The sequence below is a fragment of the Bradyrhizobium liaoningense genome, assembly GCF_018130785.1.
GTDB classification, from domain to species: domain Bacteria; phylum Pseudomonadota; class Alphaproteobacteria; order Rhizobiales; family Xanthobacteraceae; genus Bradyrhizobium; species Bradyrhizobium liaoningense_A.
Genome location: NZ_JAFCJT010000011.1, coordinates 40,195 through 54,505 on the forward strand (window position 1 = coordinate 40,195; position 14,311 = coordinate 54,505).

Below are 14,311 nucleotides of genomic sequence, written 5' to 3' on the forward strand. Positions count from 1 at the left end.
CGGGTCGGGAGGATCTTAGGCCGCCGCCTTCTTGTCAGCCGGCACGGACGCGATCGTCTTCAGTATCTGCGAAGCGATCTGGTATGGGTCGCCCTGCGAGTTCGGACGGCGGTCTTCCAGATAGCCCTTGTAGCCATTGTTGACGAAGGAGTGCGGCACGCGGATCGAAGCGCCGCGATCGGCAACGCCGTAGCTGAACTTGTTCCACGGCGCGGTCTCGTGCTTGCCGGTCAGACGCTTGTCGTTGTCCGGGCCGTAGACGGCGATGTGGTCCATCAGGTTCTTGTCGAAGGCTGCCATCAGCGCCTCGAAGTACTCCTTGCCGCCGACCGTACGCATATACTCGGTCGAGAAGTTGGCGTGCATGCCGGACCCGTTCCAATCGGTGTCGCCGAGCGGCTTGCAGTGGAACTCGATGTCGATGCCGTACTTCTCGGTCAGGCGCAGCATCAGGTAGCGGGCCATCCACATTTCGTCAGCGGCCTTCTTGGAGCCCTTGCCGAAGATCTGGAATTCCCACTGGCCCTTCGCGACTTCCGCGTTGATGCCTTCATGGTTGATGCCGGCCGCCAGGCAGAGGTCGAGATGCTCTTCGACGATCTTGCGGGCGACGTCGCCGACGTTCGAGAAGCCGACGCCGGTGTAGTACGGACCCTGCGGGGCCGGATAACCCGAGGCCGGGAAGCCGAGCGGACGGCCGTCCTTGTAGAAGAAGTATTCCTGCTCGAAGCCGAACCAGGCGCCGGCGTCATCGAGGATGGTGGCGCGCTTGTTGGAGGCGTGCGGGGTCTTGCCATCGGGCATCATGACTTCGCACATCACGAGCACGCCGTTGGTGCGCGCGCCGTCCGGGAACACGGCGACCGGCTTCAGCACGCAATCGGAGCTGTGGCCTTCGGCCTGCTGCGTGGAGGAGCCATCGAAGCCCCAAAGCGGAAGCTGCTCGAGCGTCGGGAACGACGCGAATTCCTTGATCTGAGTTTTGCCGCGCAAGTTCGGAGTCGGCGTATATCCGTCGAGCCAGATGTACTCGAGCTTATACTTGGTCATTGAGCCTCTCTGTAGATGATGCGAAAGGTGGGGTTGAGAGCCCCGCACGTTTGTACCCGGCCATCATCGGCCGACCCTCTACAAGCATTTTGCGTGCCAAAAGGCCGCAGCGCGGGAGGTTTTCCACCGTCGCCGGGGTCGGCCTGCCCGCACCAAGCCTCCACAGCAGGGTGCGTCATAGACGCGCACCTTCCCGTGAAGCTGCACTGCAAAAATCCCGCGGAAAACGCCTGATTCTGGAGCAGATGCCGCATTGCCGGAGGTTGCCGATGAAACGCGCATCAACGTCCGGCAATTTTTGCAAAGTCGGGCGCCCCTGCCTAGCAACCTTTGGAATGGCCCAGGCGTTAGCCACCGACATGGTGCCTTAGGGGGTGCAGAGGGTCACCTGCCTACAGATTGGGCAGCAACTGATTTCCTTTTCAGCACTTTCCAATTCGGGATCCGCGGCCGATATGGGGAATCCAGTAACCACAATCGAACGAGTCGGGCGCACCATGGAGGCCAAGGCGCTTCGACCCAGGAGCAATCGCAATGATGAATAATGGTCTGAGTCATGGATCTGCGAAGATCTATCAATTCCCCGCCGGGGGCCGCGCGGCTCTCGCCGGACGCCGCTATGGCGAGACCCGTCTTCCTGCCGATCACGCTTCGCTTCCTGCGAACGTGTCGATCTGCAGCGACAGCTGGTACCACCAGGAAGCGGTCGACGAAGCAAAGCCCAAATGGGAACGCTGATGCCTATGGTCGGTGTAATACCGCCGCGCTCGCGCAAGCGTCTAGCGGCAGTTTGAAAAAGGGTCGAAACAACGATGTTTCGGCCCTTTTTGATTCCTGGTGGACTCCCGGCTAGAGCGCGGGCTTTTCGATCACCGCGCAGGCCGTGACCGGCCGCTTCAGATGCTTGACCGTGGTCGCGCCGGTCTTGCCGATCCTCAGCGTGATCCCTGCCCCCGAATAGCGCGTACCAGAAAACTCCAGCCGCTTCTTCAGCGTGACAGGTTCGCCGTCGATCTGGAGGAAGGCGCGTTTGTCATCGTCATAAAATCCCACGATGAACTGCGTACCATCGGCGCAGCGATAGGTCCGGAACGTCTGCGCGTCCGCCTGTCCCGCACCGATAATTCCGCCCGACAGCATGGTGATCGCCAAAACAATGGCCTTGTGCCGGCCCATGATTGCCCCCTGAATGCACGCAAGGACGCCGTAGTGCGCCCAGTGGAAACTTAACCCAAGCTGATCTCATGCCAGATTCACCTGCCCGTCACCTCGCCTTGCAAGGCGCCAGCAATTTTCGCGACCTCGGCGGCTATCCGACTTCGGATGGCCGCACCACGCTCTGGCGTCACATCTTTCGCTCCAACCATCTCGGCCAGCTCACGCCCGCCGACGTCGAGATCGTCCGCGGGCTGGGCGTGCGCAGTGCCTTCGATTTTCGCGGCGTCGAGGAGCGCGCGGCCGGCGTCTGCGCCGTGAACGAGATCACGGTGCATTCGCTGCCGATCGAGCCGACGGTCGTGGCCGCGCTGCGCGCCGAGCTTGCCGTGGGCAGGCTCACCGCGCCGGTTGCGCTCGAACTCATGCGAGAATCCTATCGCAACTACGTCCGCCACAACACGACCAGTTTCCGTCTCCTGTTCGGCCATCTCCTGGAAGACCGTGCGCCGCTGGTGATCCACTGCACCGCCGGCAAGGACCGCACCGGCTTTGCAAGCGCCCTGATCCTGCACGCGCTCGGCGTGGCCGACGACGTCATTGCCGAGGACTACCTGTTGACCAACCAACACTACAGACGTGACGCATCGAACGCCTCCGATCTTCCCGCCGACGTCCTCGACGCGATCGGCAGCGTCGAGGCCTCGTATCTCGCTGCTGCTTTCGAGGCCGTCGGCAGCGAATATGGCGATCTCGAAACCTACTTGCGCGACGGCCTCAAGCTCGGCACACCGGAGCAGACCGCGCTGAAGGCGCGTTATCTGCAATCGTAGGCGGCCGTGCCGGGAGGACGACGATGCAAGGCAAGGTTCTGATCGTGACGGGCGCGCTCGGCGCACTTGGCGAGGTTGTCGCCGAGACAGCGTTGGCGCGCGGCGCGCGTGTGGCCGGCATCGATCACGCGCCCTCGCAGATGTCAGCAACGCCCGAACGCATCGAGATCGGCGCCGTCGATCTGTCCGACGCAGCACAGGCGAAGACGGCGGTCGAGGCGGCGGCAAAGCACTTCGGCAGGCTGGATGCGCTGATCAACATCGCCGGCGGCTTCGCGTTCGAGACGGTGGGCGATGGCGACATCAGGACGTGGCAGCGCATGCATGCGCTCAACGTGCTGACGGCGCTCAACACCTCGCGCGCGGCGCTGCCGCATCTCGCCGCGTCCGGGGCCGGCCGCATCGTCAATATCGGCGCCATGGGCGCGCTTCAGGCAGGTTCCGGCATGGCCCCCTATGCGGCGTCGAAAGCCGGCGTGCATCGCCTCACCGAGGCGCTTGCCAACGAGTGGAAAGGCAAGGTGACCGTGAACGCGGTGCTGCCGTCGATCATCGACACCAAGGCCAACCGCGCCGACATGCCGAAAGCGGATTTCTCCAAATGGGTGACGCCGCAGGAGCTCGCCGAGGTGATCCTGTTCCTGGTCAGCGATGCCGCGAGCGGCGTCACCGGCGCGCTGATCCCGGTCGGCGGGCGGGTGTAGTCGCAGTTCTGGTCTGATGCGCCCCGCTCCGATTCAATCGGAGCCGGGAAGGCTCTAGACTGCTCGCAACTGATTCTCCGATCGGACCTGCCGTGGAAACCGCGCTTTATCTACCCGTCAAACGCTTCCTCGAAGAGCTCGGCTTCACGGTCAAGGGCGAGATCGGCGGCTGCGACCTCGTCGGCCTCAGCGCCGGTGATCCGCCCGTGGTGGTGATCGGCGAGCTCAAGCTCGCCTTCAATCTCGAGCTGATCCTCCAGGCGGTCGACCGTGCACCCGCCGGCGACGAGGTCTGGATCGCCGCAAAGATGTCGATCCGCGGCAAGGGGCGCGAGAGCGATGCGCGTTATCGCAATCTCTGCCGCCGCCTCGGCTTCGGTATGCTTGGGGTGACCGACCGCGGCCAGGTCGAGGTGCTGGTGAAGCCGCCGACGGCAGCGCCGCGCCGCGAGCCAAAGGTCCGTTCACGCCTGGTCGCCGAGCATCAGCGCCGCCAGGGCGACCCCGTGCTCGGTGGCAGCACCCGCGCGCCGATCATGACGGCCTATCGCCAGCAGGCGCTGGCCTGTGCGTCGGAACTCGTCGGTGGGCCACGAAAGGTGCGCGAATTGCGCGTGCGCTTTCCCGATGCCGGCAAGATCTTGCTTAACAATGTGTATGGCTGGTTCGAACGTGCGGACCGGGGAATCTACGGGCTCACCGAGGCCGGTCATGCCGCTTTGAAGCGCTGGCCGCAGCAGCGGGTTGAAGGCGATGCCGGTGTCACGTCACCGCCATGACACCCGACCGGTGCATAGCTGAGATGCCACACGGATTCCATATTGCAATGCAACATCTCCGGCACTAGGTATCCCGGCATCAAACCGAGGCCGATATGAGCGCAGACTGGAATACCAAATATGGCACGCGACGCGTGCGCCACGATCCGCCGACCCTGGACGAGGCGATCTTCGCCGCCGTCGGCATCACCGACGATCAGGAGCAGCAGGCAGAGATCGCGGCAGCGCTGATGGGCATGCCGATCGAAATCGTGCAGGCCGAGGTCAAGAAGCAGGCCCGCACCAACGGCCGCATCACCGCAACGCGCGTGATCGCAGGCGAACAGGGTGCGCAGCGCTCGGTGGTGGTCGAACGCCGTGTCGTCCGCCGCTTCGGCAACGACAAGCGCACCGGCACCTGACCGCCTAATTCCCTAGCCCCAATACGAAAGCGGACCGGCCATGCCGGTCCGCTTTTTGATTCCAGTCCGCGTTTGGATTAGGCGGCGCGATTGCCGTACATCGCGGAGATCAGCTTCCAGCAGGTCGAATTGAAGCTGAGAAGAGCGCGGCCGGCCGTGAACGGCGAGGCCGCGAGTTCAGCGAGCTCGGCCTCGGGCGTCTTGGCGAGATCGATCGTGCCGGTCGATTCGCCATGACGGAATTGCAGATTCGCGCCGAACTTCCTCGCGAGCGCCCGCATGGCGTGATTCTCAGCGCCGGTGGTGATGCGCAGGCGCTTGTAGCCCTTCCAGCGCGCTTCCGCGATCAGCCGGCTGAACAAGATGGTGCCGACGTTCTGGCGCCGTGCCGAGGCTTCCACGCTGAAGGCGACCTCGGGCAGCGAATCGTCCTCCGGCGGATGCAGCTCGGCCGCACCGCGGACCACGCCGTCGACGATGTAGGCGACGATCACTGTGCCGTCCTCGGCGCAGCGGGCGGCGTATCGCTCGATGAAGCTGTCGTCGAGAAAGCCGTTGAAACGGTCGTGCCGGCTTCCGGAATCAAGCCGCAACAGGTGATCGCGCAGAAGCGGCAATTCTTCCTGCTGGCTCAAGGTCCGCACATAGCCCGGAACGGATTTCGTGCGGGTCGTGTCTTCAAGTACCACGTCAAAACTCCTCTTGGTGTCCCTCGAGGAGGCGTTCGAATCCCTAGGCCTCCAATATTGTGCGACGCAGCATGTTTTTCAAGACGGGAACCTGCCCAAGTTTCGGGCATCGGATGCGACTAATTCGTTAATAAAATCAAGTCCCGTAGTCATACGAGCACCAGCTGAGTCTGGGTCACCACGGCGACCAGCTTGCCGTCCTCGGTCTCCAGCCGGGTGCTCCAGACCTGGGTCCGCCGTCCCCGATGGACCGGGGTAGCCGTGGCGATAACCGTGGTTCCCTCCTTCGCCCCGCCGATGAAGTTGGTCTTGCTCTCGAGCGTCGTGGTGCCCTTGGCATCCTCCGGCAGATTGATCACGGTCGCGGCCGCGCCGACGGAATCGGCGAGCGCCATCACCGCGCCGCCGTGGATGGTGTGGTGGAGCGTGCAGAGGTCGGGCCTGACCGTCATCCGGGCCACCACGCGGTCCTTCTCAGCCTCGACGAATTCGACGCCCTTGAGCTCGGCAAACGGCATCTTCATCGCTTTAAGTTTCTCGAGCGGCGTCATCGGATTTCCTCCCAATTCATTGTTGTCTCAGGGTGAATTGCTTCGCGCGGCAAAGCAATGACGTCCGAGGTAATGGCCCTGCTGACATCGGCGACGGCATTTGCGCATATGCTCTTCCTATGCGCCACTTCCCGCCCCGCCGTATCGTCTGCCTGACCGAAGAGACGGTCGAAACGCTGTACCTGCTCGGCGAGCAGGACCGCATCGTCGGCGTCTCCGGCTACGCCGTCCGCCCGCCGCAGGTGCGGCGGGAGAAGCCGCGGGTGTCGGCCTTCGTCTCCGCCGACATCCCGAAGATCCTGGCGCTGGAACCGGAGCTGGTGCTGGCCTTCTCCGACCTCCAGGCCGGCATCGTCGCCGACCTCGTACGCGCGGGCGTCGATGTGCACGTCTTCAACCAGCGCGACGTTGCCGGCATCCTTGCGATGATCCGTACGCTGGGCGCGCTGGTCGGCGCGGCCGAGCGGGCCGGACGGCTGGCCGACGATCTCGAACGACGTCTTGCGGAGGTGGCGGCAACACCCCGTCCCTCGCAGCGGCCAAGGGTGTATTTCGAGGAATGGGACGATCCGTTGATCTCGGGCATCGGCTGGGTGTCGGAGCTGATCGAGATCGCCGGCGGTGAAGATGTATTTCCAGACCTGCGGCATCGGCAGGCGGCGAAGGATCGCATCGTTTCGGCGAACGCGGTTCGGGAGGCTGCGCCCGAGGTGATCCTCGCGTCATGGTGTGGCAAGAAAGTTGTCCCTGCCCGCATCAGGCAGCGCGACGGCTGGAGCGAGATTCCGGCCGTGCGGGATGATCGGATCGTCGAGATCAAATCGCCGATCATCTTGCAGCCGGGGCCCGCGGCGCTGACGGACGGGCTCGATGCGATCGTTGAGGCGTTGTGGGGCGCGCCCGAACGGCGCTAGCACCGCACCGAAAGCTCCAATCCGCCACGATACGGAATCTGCGTGGACCGAAACCCGTTTTCCGGCGAACGGACGTAGTCGAGATAGTCGCGATACTGCTTGCTGAACTGGCCGGTGTTATCGCACACCACAATCGCTCCGCGACGCAAACGCGGAGCCAGCATCTCGATCATGGGACGCGCAAGCGGAATCCAGCTGTCGATGAGGACGAAGTCGATCGGTCCTTCGACATCCAGCAGCGTCCGGCGCGCATCACCCAGCCTGATGTCGGCGAACGCGCTCAATCCGGCCCGTTCGAGGTTGCGGCGTGCGAACGCGACCTTGCGGGAATCGATCTCCGTGCCGATCACAAGCGCCCCCTCTCCGCCGGATTCTCGCGCGGCGGCCGCGAGATAGATCGTCGAAACGGCGAAGGATGAACCGACCTCGACGATGCGCCTTGCCGCAATGGACCGGCACATCAGGTAGCAGAATTCGCATTTGTCCTGCGCCAGTGCGATCAGCTTGTCGCTCAGGAACGACTGAGCCTGCTCGTCGATCTCGGGGGAGCGTTGCCACCTGATCCAGCGCGGGATCGCGCGCAACAGGAAATATCCGACCAGCGATGGCAGCTCTCGGCGGCTTTTGCGGTGAAGCTCCTCGAGCACGCCGCTCACCTTGGGATCGAGAGCAAGGGCCGCCATAGGCGCGGTCATCGAAACAGCCCCACGCTGCGGAACATGCCCGGCCGCCCCGACCAGACAGGTTTTTGGAAGCATTCTAGTTGCGGGTGATTGTGACGGACGACAAATAGATCGCTCAACCCTGCGCCGATCGTTTCCGGGAATGGCACGTGACGCACATCTATCATCGCATCTACGAAGAATTTCACATCCTCGACGCCACCAACACCTCGCGGGCGGACGAGTTTGCCAAGATCGTGCAATGGCTGGAATCTCCCGGATGCCTGTTCCAGCGCAACAATCTCGTCCTCGATAGCGAGATCCGCTCCGAGGGCGTGATCAAGCCCGGGCTGTACATCTCGATCGTGCTCAAGGGCGCCGGCGGCGGCGGCCCGCTCAACGGCATCGAGCGACCACGCTACTCGGACAACTCGATCGTCGTGATGGGCTTGCGCAAGCCGTCGCGTTGCGGCGGCCGGGCGGCCGGCGGGACGTACATGTTCGCAGCCGGTCTCGCCTTTCCCTATCCCTCGATCGAACGGCTGGGTTTGCAGCGAGAATTCCTCGATCTCTTCGGCCGGGCCGGCGCCGACCAGTTCGCAATTTCGTTGAAGGCCCCCGCACGGATTCTGGCGATGGCGACGGAGATGCTCACGCCAACGGTCCGTGGGCGCGTGGAAGAGCTGTTGCTGTCCGCCCATGCGCTCGAGATTCTCGTCAGGATCATTTCCATGGCCGGAGCCCGCGTCATTACTGACCCGGTCGGAGACGTCAAGCAGCGTCGCCTGCGCGCCGTGCGGGACGCGATCGACGCGGATCTGCAACGCCCGTGGACCATTCCGCAGCTGGCCCGCGAGGCAGGTATCAGCCACCGCTCCTTCAACACGAACTTTCGCCGCGTCTTTGGCATGAGCGCCTCCGACTATTTGCGAACGCGGCGCCTCGAAGCGGCCAGGGACGCGATCATCGAGCAAGGCGTCTCGATCAATGAGGCCGCGTATCTTGCCGGCTACGGCAATCCGGCCAATTTCGCGACCGCGTTTCGCAAACATTTCGGGCAAGCTCCAAGCCGCATCCGCGCGCTCAAGCACTGACCGGCATCAAGGCCCCAATGCTGCGTGTCTGGCCGGTCGATCTAGCCTGTCCGGTACTGCGACGAAATGTCTTGCGCGCCAATCTGGAGCTTATCGACAAACGATCAAAGGATTTTTGCGCGTAAGCAAAGGCGATGTCGCACCAATTCAGCACCTAATCAGCCCGATCTTGGATTGGCGGGACAGGTTTGGGGCAATGGAATTTCGTGCGTTGGAGAATGAGAAGCGACTGGCTGCGTTGACACTTGCCGGTCTTGCCGTGGTGGCAATGACGAATGCGCCTGCGAAGGCGCAGAATTCAGGGGCCGCCCTGCCGCCTGTCACGGTCGATGCGCCCACGCCGGAGCGCGCGCGGGCCAGGCCCGCCCGGTCGTCGAACTCGTCACGCGCGACACGAACCGTCGCCAGGCGCGCGCCCGTGGCAACGCAGCAGGCCGTCCCTGCCACCACACCTGGTGGTCTCGGCGGCGAGAAAGGCAACGGCCCGGTGAGAGGCTATCTCGCCAGCCAGAGCACGACCGCGACCAAGACCGATACGCAGATCCTGACGACGCCGCAGTCGATCTCGGTCGTAACCAAGGACCAGATTGAGGCACAGGGTGCGCAGAACGTCAGCGAGGCGCTGCGCTATACGCCCGGGGTCACCACGGTGAGTTTTGGTGCCAACGCCTTCTTCGACACCTTCAAGATCAGGGGCTTTGAAGCACCGCGCTACCTCGACGGTCTCCGTCTGCCGGCGGACACGACCACTTTCGCCGTGCCGCGCATCGAGACCTATGGTCTCGAACGCCTGGAAGTCCTCAAGGGACCATCATCGGGCCTCTACGGCCAGTCCGACCCGGGCGGCCTGTTGAACATGGTCAGCAAGCGACCGACAGCGACCCCGACGAACGAGATCGTCGGTAGCTTCGGCTCGTTCGAGCGCTTCCAGGGTGCGTTCGATATCGGCGGTCCGATCGACAAGGACGGCCAGTACCTCTACCGCATCATCGGCCTCGGTCGCGACAGCAACACGCAGACCGGCTTCGTCCAGGACAACAAGCTGTTCATCGCGCCGAGCTTCACTTACCGGCCGGACGCAGACACCAGCTTCACCGTGCTGTCGCAGTACCAGAAGGTCGACAACAAGGGCTACCAGCAATACGTGACCGGTGAGATCTCGTTCCTGCCCAATCCGAACGGCCACGTTCCCTACAGCCGCTATCTCGGCGAGCCCTCGATCGACGGCTATCATCTCGAACAATTCATGCTCGGTTATGCGTTCGAGCACCGTTTCAACGACATGTTCCAGATCCGCCAGAACCTGCGTTACACTGAGGTGACCAACGACCTTGCTTCGGTCCGCACCGAAGGCATGGTGACCGATCGCCTCGTTGCTCGCACCTACAATTACGTCAAGGCAAGCGCGGCCAACGTCGCGCTGGACAACCAGGTCCAGGCCGACTTCGCGACCGGACCGCTCACGCACAAGGTCCTGCTCGGCATGGACTACTTCAACCTCTGGTCCAGGACCGATTATCGCTCGACCCTCATTGCGCCGATCGACGCCTACAGCCCGGTCTACGGCACGGCCGTGCCGTCGTTCTCGTCACTCGCTCCCTTCATCCTGCGCAGCGACAGCTTGAAGCAAGCTGGTCTTTACATCCAGGATCAGGTCAAGTTCGACCGCTTCACGCTGGCGATGAGCGGGCGGCAGGACTTTACGAGTTCGGGCTTCCAGAGCCTGGCGTTCTATCCGCCGGCCGGCAATTATAGCCGGGACGATTCCGCACAGACCGGCCGCGTCGGCCTCAGCTATCTCTTCGACATCGGGCTTGCACCGTATGTCAGCTACTCGACGTCGTTCACCCCGAATCTCGGCGCAGATCTCACGGGTAACTCGTTCCGGCCGACCACCGGCGAAAGCGTCGAGGCCGGCGTCAAGTTCATGCCGGTCGGCTCGAACTTCATGGTCACTGCGGCGGTCTTCGACACCAGGCAGAAGGACGTGCTGACCACGAGCCCGATCAATCCCTTCTTCAGTGTCCAGACCGACGCCGTGCGCGTTCGCGGCTTCGAGCTCGAAGTCAAGGGTAACGTTACGCGCGAGTTCGAGATCACCGGCGGCTACAGCCACCTCGACCCGAAGGTCACCCAGAGCATCGCAAGCTATGCCGGCAAGTACATGATGAACACGGCGCTGGATCAGGCAGCCTTGTGGGGCAAATACACCTGGTACGACGGCCCGCTCGCCGGCTTCGGGATCGGTGCCGGCGTCCGCTATGTCGGCGACACCTATGGCGATAATTTCAACACGTTCGTCGTCCCCTCCTACACGCTGGTCGATGCAAGCGCGAGCTACGACTTCGCCTATCTCCGGCCCGACTGGCGGAACTGGAAGGCCCAGATCAACGTGACAAACCTGGCCAACAAGTATTATGTCGCCTCATGCTTCACGGGTCTGGCCTATTGCGGTTTCGGCAGTGCGCGTACAGTGCTCGGTACGTTGAAGTACACGTGGAATTGAGAAGAGCTGGAACTGGCTTTGACGACAGCGACAATATCTCTCCGGCGATGGGGCTTCGTCCATAAATGGTCGAGCCTCATCTGCACGATATTCATGCTGCTGCTTTGCATCACCGGGCTGCCGCTGATCTTCCACGAGGAGATCGACGATCTCCTGCACAGCCAGGTCAAGGCCGCGGAGGTGCCAGCCGGGACGCCGCAGGCCAATCTCGATAAGCTGCTCGCCAATGCGATGGCCAGCGCGCCGGGCAAGGTTCCGCATTTCCTGGTGTGGGACCGCGATGATCCCAACACGATGTTCGTCAGCGTCGGAGCGACCATCACGTCCGACCCGTCGAAGAACACGCTGATCCGGATGGATCTTCACACCGCAGCGTTCTTGGATGCCCCCGACTTCACGGGCCGCTTTACTTACATCATGCTGAGGCTGCACACGGACATGTTCGCAGGGCTGCCTGGCAAGCTGTTTCTCGGCCTGATGGGCATCTTGCTATGTGTCGCAATCATCTCAGGCATCGTCGTCTACGCCCCCTCGATGCGGAAGCTGAGCTTTGGCACCTACCGCGCTCGCCGGACCCGCGTCGTGCGCTGGCTCGACGTGCACAACATCGCCGGCATCCTGCTGGTGGCATGGACGCTCGTCGTTGGCTTCACCGGCGTCATCAACACCTGGGCGGACCTCGTCCTCAAACTCTGGCAGTTCGGGCAGCTCTCCGAAATGACGGCGCAGTATCAAGATCGTGCGGTGCCGGCAAAGCCGACCTCGGTCGACGCCGCCGTGAAAGTTGCCGCCGAGGCCGTTCCCGGCATGACCGCGAGTTTCGTCGCGTTTCCGGGCACGCTCTTCAGCAGCAAGAGCCACTATGCGGTCTTCCTGCATGGTGACACGCCGCTGACCTCGCGGCTGCTCAAGCCGGCCCTGATCGACGCCGAGACCGGGAAGCTGACCGATACGCGCGACATGCCCTGGTATGTCTCGACCCTCTTCATCTCCCAGCCGCTACATTTCGGCGATTATGGCGGGATGCCGTTGAAGATCATCTGGGCCGTGCTCGATGTCCTCACCATCATCATCCTGTGGACCGGCGTGTATCTATGGCTGCGCCGCCGCAAGGCCGGCGTGACGGTGGAGCGGAGCATTGCCAAAGCTTCCGCAGTCGACAACGCGGCGCTGACATCGTCATGAATTCGCATCGCGCCACCCATCGCACCTTGATGCAGATCTTCGCCGCGCCGCTCGTCGTCGCCATCGTCAGCACGGCGGGGCTGATCAGCGCCCTTGTCGGTGATGGCTGGTGGGACGCGGTTTCATGGACAGCACTAGGCGTTCTGCCCCTGCTCTACCTGATGTTCATTTGGCGACGAAAAACGAGCTGAACTCAAGGACGCGAACGTGGCCGGACATATCCCGATTGGTCAACCGGCGCACGGCGCCTGGGCATGGTTTCTCCGAGCGGTCATGCTGTGCTATCAGCGGCCCGAAAGCGTCGTACGACGCATGGCCCGCTACAGCACGGCCAAGGGCCATGACGCCTTTCTGAGCAAGCTCTCGCAAGATCCTGCCTATTTTGGACGGCAACTCGCACTGCCGCGCTATGGCAGCAGGCTACCGGGCCTGCCGCTGCGGCGTGAAGCACAACAGGCCGCGGCCCTGCTGCCATTGCTCGCAAAGGAGGCTTTCGAACCGGGAGGCGATCCCTATCGTTTCAGGGACGTTTCTGCGCCGGCGCAACCGAAGCGGCCGCGCCGCGCCTGGCGAACCGCAACGGATCACGTTACCGCATTCACCACCTGATATTCCGGCCGGCGCCACACCTCGCCTGCAATCACCTCCTCGATGATCTCGGCTGCCCGCACGATCTCACTTTCGCCAATGTACAGCGGCGTGATCCCGAACCGCATGATGTCGGGTGCGCGGAAATCACCGATGAGGCCGCGGGCGATCAGGGCTTGCATCGCGGCGTAGCCGCCGTCGAAGGCGAAGGAGACTTGCGAGCCGCGGCGCTCATGTGCGCGTGGGGTCACGAGCTTGAGCTGCGGGCAGCGGCGCTCGACCTCGGCGATCAGCAAATCGCCGAGCGCCAGCGAACGTGCGCGGACTTCCGCGATATCGACGCGGTCCCATATATCGAGCGACGCCTCCAGCGCCGCCATCGCCAGCACTGGCGGCGTGCCCACACGCATGCGCTCGACGCCGCCGGCGGCCGCATAGGCAAGCTCGAACGCGAACGGCTTGGCGTGGCCCATCCATCCCGAGAGCGCGGCGCGCACGTTGTCGGCGTGGCGCGGCGCGACGTAGAGGAAGGCCGGCGCGCCGGGGCCGGCGTTGATGTATTTGTAGGTGCAGCCGGCGGCGAAATCGACACCGCAACCAGCGAGATCGACCGGCAGCGCGCCGGCCGAATGCGCGAGGTCCCAGACCGTGACGATGCCGAGCGCATGCGCCTTCGCAGTCAGCTTCGCCATGTCGTGGCGCCGCCCGGTGCGGTAGTCGACCTCGGTGATGTAGAGAACAGCGACCTCCTCCGACAACGCGGCCTCAATCTCCTCCGGCGCCACCAGGCGCAATTGATGGCCGCGCCCGAGCGTCACGATCAGGCCTTCGGCCATGTAGAGGTCGGTCGGGAAATTGCCGGTGTCTGACAGTACGATCTTGCGCGATGCGTTCATGTCGAGCGCGGCAGCGAGTGCCTGATAGACCTTGAGCGACAGCGTGTCTCCGACCATCACGGAGCCGGCCTCCGCACCGACCAATCGCGCGATGCGATCGCCGACATGGCGCGGCTGGGCGTACCAGCCCGCACTGTTCCAGGCGCGGATCAGCTCATTGCCCCACTCATCGGTGATGACGCGGCTGACGCGCTCGGCAACCCCCAGCGGCAGCGCGCCGAGCGAATTGCCGTCGAGATAGATCACGCCGTCAGGCAAATGGAACAAGGCCCTGGTGTCGTCATAGACGCGATATTTGGTCATG

Annotated in this window: 17 protein-coding genes; 11 read left to right on the forward strand and 6 right to left on the reverse strand. The window is 63.4% G+C overall.

What is annotated here, in order from left to right:
• Positions 1 to 15 precede the first annotated feature (15 nt).
• Positions 16 to 1,050 carry a glutamine synthetase beta-grasp domain-containing protein gene (locus tag JQ627_RS21885; RefSeq protein WP_008129886.1) on the reverse strand — a complete coding sequence of 345 codons (1,035 nt, stop codon included), beginning with the start codon at positions 1,048 to 1,050 and terminating at the stop codon, positions 16 to 18.
• Positions 1,051 to 1,584: 534 nt separating this feature from the next.
• Between JQ627_RS21885 and JQ627_RS21890 the strand changes: the two genes are divergently transcribed.
• A complete protein-coding gene (locus JQ627_RS21890) occupies positions 1,585 to 1,788 on the forward strand; it encodes a DUF2735 domain-containing protein (RefSeq protein ID WP_212486213.1) in 204 nt (67 codons plus the stop codon).
• A 111-nt stretch (positions 1,789 to 1,899) separates the two neighbouring features.
• Here JQ627_RS21890 and JQ627_RS21895 read toward each other — a convergent pair whose 3' ends face one another.
• Positions 1,900 to 2,226, reverse strand: a complete 327-nt coding sequence (locus JQ627_RS21895; protein WP_212486214.1) for an MliC family protein — start codon at positions 2,224 to 2,226, stop codon at positions 1,900 to 1,902.
• A gap of 68 nt (positions 2,227 to 2,294) precedes the next feature.
• Between JQ627_RS21895 and JQ627_RS21900 the strand changes: the two genes are divergently transcribed.
• From JQ627_RS21900 to JQ627_RS21915, 4 genes are all read left to right on the forward strand, one after another.
• Positions 2,295 to 3,038 carry a tyrosine-protein phosphatase gene (locus JQ627_RS21900; protein ID WP_212486215.1) on the forward strand — a complete coding sequence of 248 codons (744 nt, stop codon included), beginning with the start codon at positions 2,295 to 2,297 and terminating at the stop codon, positions 3,036 to 3,038.
• Between the two features lie 23 nt (positions 3,039 to 3,061).
• Entirely contained in the window at positions 3,062 to 3,742 is a 681-nt protein-coding gene (locus JQ627_RS21905; RefSeq protein WP_212486216.1) for an SDR family oxidoreductase, read from the forward strand.
• A gap of 92 nt (positions 3,743 to 3,834) precedes the next feature.
• Positions 3,835 to 4,521, forward strand: coding sequence for a DUF2161 family putative PD-(D/E)XK-type phosphodiesterase (locus tag JQ627_RS21910; RefSeq protein WP_212486217.1), 687 nt, complete (start codon positions 3,835 to 3,837; stop codon positions 4,519 to 4,521).
• 95 nt (positions 4,522 to 4,616) lie between these two features.
• Complete coding sequence (locus JQ627_RS21915; RefSeq protein WP_014495712.1) at positions 4,617 to 4,922, forward strand: hypothetical protein; 306 nt, start codon at positions 4,617 to 4,619, stop codon at positions 4,920 to 4,922.
• Between the two features lie 77 nt (positions 4,923 to 4,999).
• Here the strand turns inward: JQ627_RS21915 and JQ627_RS21920 are convergent, their stop codons facing one another.
• Entirely contained in the window at positions 5,000 to 5,611 is a 612-nt protein-coding gene (locus tag JQ627_RS21920; RefSeq protein ID WP_212486218.1) for a GNAT family N-acetyltransferase, read from the reverse strand.
• A gap of 149 nt (positions 5,612 to 5,760) precedes the next feature.
• A complete protein-coding gene (locus tag JQ627_RS21925) occupies positions 5,761 to 6,162 on the reverse strand; it encodes a PaaI family thioesterase (protein ID WP_028157491.1) in 402 nt (133 codons plus the stop codon).
• Positions 6,163 to 6,281: 119 nt separating this feature from the next.
• Here JQ627_RS21925 and JQ627_RS21930 point away from each other — a divergent pair, with 119 nt between their 5' ends.
• Entirely contained in the window at positions 6,282 to 7,076 is a 795-nt protein-coding gene (locus JQ627_RS21930; RefSeq protein ID WP_212486219.1) for a cobalamin-binding protein, read from the forward strand.
• Here the strand turns inward: JQ627_RS21930 and JQ627_RS21935 are convergent.
• On the reverse strand, positions 7,073 to 7,834 hold the full coding sequence (locus JQ627_RS21935; RefSeq protein ID WP_212486220.1) for an O-methyltransferase: 762 nt from the start codon (positions 7,832 to 7,834) through the stop codon (positions 7,073 to 7,075). The genes JQ627_RS21930 and JQ627_RS21935 overlap by 4 nt on opposite strands.
• Before the next feature lie 74 nt (positions 7,835 to 7,908).
• On the opposite strand from JQ627_RS21935, the gene JQ627_RS39665 reads away from it, so the two are divergent.
• The 5 genes from JQ627_RS39665 to JQ627_RS21960 all read left to right on the forward strand — a co-directional run bounded on the left by JQ627_RS39665 (position 7,909) and on the right by JQ627_RS21960 (position 13,132).
• Complete coding sequence (locus JQ627_RS39665) at positions 7,909 to 8,832, forward strand: helix-turn-helix transcriptional regulator (protein ID WP_212486221.1); 924 nt, start codon at positions 7,909 to 7,911, stop codon at positions 8,830 to 8,832.
• A gap of 196 nt (positions 8,833 to 9,028) precedes the next feature.
• Positions 9,029 to 11,338 (forward strand): TonB-dependent siderophore receptor, encoded by a 2,310-nt coding sequence (locus tag JQ627_RS21945; RefSeq protein WP_249143262.1) that lies wholly within the window; start codon positions 9,029 to 9,031, stop codon positions 11,336 to 11,338.
• Between the two features lie 33 nt (positions 11,339 to 11,371).
• Positions 11,372 to 12,523, forward strand: a complete 1,152-nt coding sequence (locus tag JQ627_RS21950; RefSeq protein WP_312015801.1) for a PepSY-associated TM helix domain-containing protein — start codon at positions 11,372 to 11,374, stop codon at positions 12,521 to 12,523.
• Positions 12,520 to 12,714 carry a hypothetical protein gene (locus tag JQ627_RS21955; protein ID WP_212486223.1) on the forward strand — a complete coding sequence of 65 codons (195 nt, stop codon included), beginning with the start codon at positions 12,520 to 12,522 and terminating at the stop codon, positions 12,712 to 12,714. The genes JQ627_RS21950 and JQ627_RS21955 overlap by 4 nt, the downstream gene beginning before the upstream one ends.
• Before the next feature lie 82 nt (positions 12,715 to 12,796).
• Entirely contained in the window at positions 12,797 to 13,132 is a 336-nt protein-coding gene (locus JQ627_RS21960) for a hypothetical protein (protein WP_212486224.1), read from the forward strand.
• Here the strand turns inward: JQ627_RS21960 and kynU are convergent.
• Positions 13,108 to 14,310, reverse strand: a complete 1,203-nt coding sequence (gene kynU, locus JQ627_RS21965; RefSeq protein WP_212486225.1) for a kynureninase — start codon at positions 14,308 to 14,310, stop codon at positions 13,108 to 13,110. The two genes, JQ627_RS21960 and kynU, sit on opposite strands and share 25 nt — an antisense overlap.
• Position 14,311 lies beyond the last annotated feature (1 nt).